This window comes from Streptomyces ossamyceticus (genome assembly GCF_001418475.1).
GTDB classification, from domain to species: domain Bacteria; phylum Actinomycetota; class Actinomycetes; order Streptomycetales; family Streptomycetaceae; genus Streptomyces; species Streptomyces ossamyceticus.
Map to the genome: position 1 here is coordinate 1 of NZ_LIQX01000850.1, position 2,644 is coordinate 2,644.

Sequence of the window (2,644 nt, forward strand, 5' to 3'; positions counted from 1 at the left end):
CGCTTGCGCCCCACCGGACTCCGGACGCCCCACCGGTCGCCCCCCACTTCCCACCCGTCACACCCGATAACCACTCGCCGACCGAGTGATACCTACGGAACACCTTCTACGCGCGTGGTTCACGCGGCCGTACCCCCGTGATACACACAGGCGGGTCACATCCTGTCCGCCAACAGGAAGGTTGTCCCGTGTCAGTGACTCGACGTCAGGCCCTCGCCCGCACCGGTGCACTGGGAGCCGGCATCGCGTTCACCGGAGCCCTGTCCGAACTCTTCGCGGGCACTGCGGCCGCGCAGAGCGACCTCGGCCACACCGGCTACGGCCCGCTGATCCCCGACCCGAACGGCCTGCTCGACCTGCCGAAAGGTTTCCGTTACCAGGTTCTCTCCCGCGAGGGCGACCAGCTCCGCTCCGGTGAGGGCCGCGTCCCCAGCAACCACGACGGCATGTCCGCCTTCGCCGGCAGACACGACCGCGTCCATCTGGTCCGCAACCACGAGAACCGCCACACCGGCCGTATCCCGGTCCCCACCGTCGAGGGCCTCACCTACGACCCGGCCGGCAAGGGCGGCTGTACGGCGCTGACGCTGGACGCCCGCGGCACCGTCCTGGCCGAACGCGTCGCCATCGCCGGCACGGCCGTCAACTGCGCGGGCGGTCCGACTCCTTGGGGCACCTGGCTGACCTGCGAGGAGACCGAGGACAGGGCCGGCACCAACGGCTACACCAAGGACCACGGCTTCATCTTCGAGGTCGACCCGGCCGACCCGCACCGCTCCGGCGCCGTCCCGCTCACGGCGATGGGCCGCTTCCAGCACGAGGCGATCGCCGTCGACCCGAGGCGCGGCGTCGTCTACGAGACGGAGGACGCCTTCGAGCGGCCCTTCGGCCTCTTCTACCGCTTCCTCCCCGACCGGCCGAAGGGCGGTCTGGGCTCCCTGCGCGCGGGCGGCCGTCTTCAGGCGATGCGGGTGCCGGGGGTCCCCGACCTGTCCTCCATCCAGGAGACGGGCGCCTGCTTCGAGAAGATCGAATGGGTGGACGTCCCGGACCCGCTGGCCACCACGACGGCCATCCGCCACCAGGACTTCGGCCCCAAGGGCATCACCCACGCCCAGAAGCTGGAGGGCTGCTACTGGGGCGGCCGCTGCGTCTACTTCGTCTCGTCCTTCGCCCGCAGCTCGGACGGCTCGGCCGCCGACCACTACGGCCAGATCTGGCGCTACGACCCCGACCACCGCACCCTCACCCTGGTGATCGTCTTCGGCCCCGACACCGACATCCAGCTGCCCGGCGAGTCCCCCGACAACATCTGCCTGGCGCCCAGTGGCGGCCTCATGGTCTGCGAGGACGGCAACGGCACCCAGCACGTGTACGGCGTCACCCGCCGCGGCGACGTCTACGCCATGGCCCGCAACGCCCAGAACATCGGCACCCCGACGGAACCCGAGTGGGGCGAGTTCGCGGGCGTCACGTTCTCACCCGACGGGCGCACGATGTACGTCAACTGCTACACGCCGGGCACGACGTTCGCGGTGACGGGGCCGTGGCGCCGTACGTGAGATGACGGTCGTACGCGACCCGGCTGTACGGAAGGGGGCGGGCGCCTGCGGGCGTCCGCCCCCCCCTCTCGCATGTCCGGGGCCGTATCCGCAGGTCCGTGCTCCCCGCGTAGATTTTTCTGTCCTTCCCCGGAGGATCCTTTGACGCCCTTCTGACCCGTTCCGGGTTCACTGGCCGTGACCGCTCCTCCACGTGGAACGACAGCTCACGACGCGGGCGGCACCGTGACACCCGCTCGACATGGACCGGTGAACGAACCTCATGGACACACCCCCCACTCCGGTGTCCAGCGGCGACGGGACGACACGTGTCCTCGTCGCCCACCCGACCCCGTCGCAGGCGCTCCGCCTGTTCCGGCACCTGCGCGCGGCGGAGATGAGCGTCACGCTCCCGCGGGGCGGTGCGGGCACCCTGTCGCTGCGGCAGATACGGGAGCAGGCGCCCGACGTGGCGCTGCTGGCGGTCGGCTCGTCCGGCACCTCCTGGGACGCCCTGCTCCTGGCCCGCGCCCTGCGCCGGGAGCCGCACCGCCCCGGCATCCTCCTCCTCACCGACGGCACCTGCAGGCCGGAAGAGCTGAGCCTGGCCGACGACTACGTCCACGAGGGTTGCCGTCCGGCCGAACTCGCTTTACGGGTCAGGGTGTTGATGAACAGACGCCGCGCCCCCGAGCTCGCTCCGGCGGCCTCCCGGGTCCCCGCCCCGACTCCCGCCACCGGCCCGGTGCTGCACGTGCTCCCGGAGAGCAGGCGCGTCCTCCTGCGCGGACGCGATGTCCCGCTCACGATGACGGAGTTCGACATCCTGCATGTCCTCGCGGTCCGTGCGGGCGAGGTGGTCCGCAAGGAGGAGATCCTCGACCGCGTCTGGCGCCACGACTTCGACGCCGGCTCCAACGTGGTCGAGTCCCACATCTGCACCCTGCGCCGCAAACTGGCCGACACCCGCCGCACCCTGATCAGCACCGTACGAGGCATCGGCTACCGCCTGGCCGCCCCCGACACCCTCGACACGGCCTCAGGTCAACCGTCGTACGGGACGGGGCCCGCGCGCCCCGACCTGTCGACCATCCCGAGTGCCC

Annotated in this window: 2 protein-coding genes; both read left to right on the forward strand. The window is 71.2% G+C overall.

The genetic code is table 11. From position 1 onward, the window contains the following. Positions 1-194: 194 nt before the first annotated feature. On the forward strand, positions 195-1,562 hold the full coding sequence (locus AOK15_RS39670) for a PhoX family protein (RefSeq protein ID WP_055523913.1): 1,368 nt from the start codon (positions 195-197) through the stop codon (positions 1,560-1,562). A 262-nt stretch (positions 1,563-1,824) separates the two neighbouring features. Next, positions 1,825-2,644, forward strand: an 820-nt coding sequence (locus tag AOK15_RS39675) for a winged helix-turn-helix transcriptional regulator (protein WP_055523915.1), incomplete at its 3' end; no start/stop codon positions are given.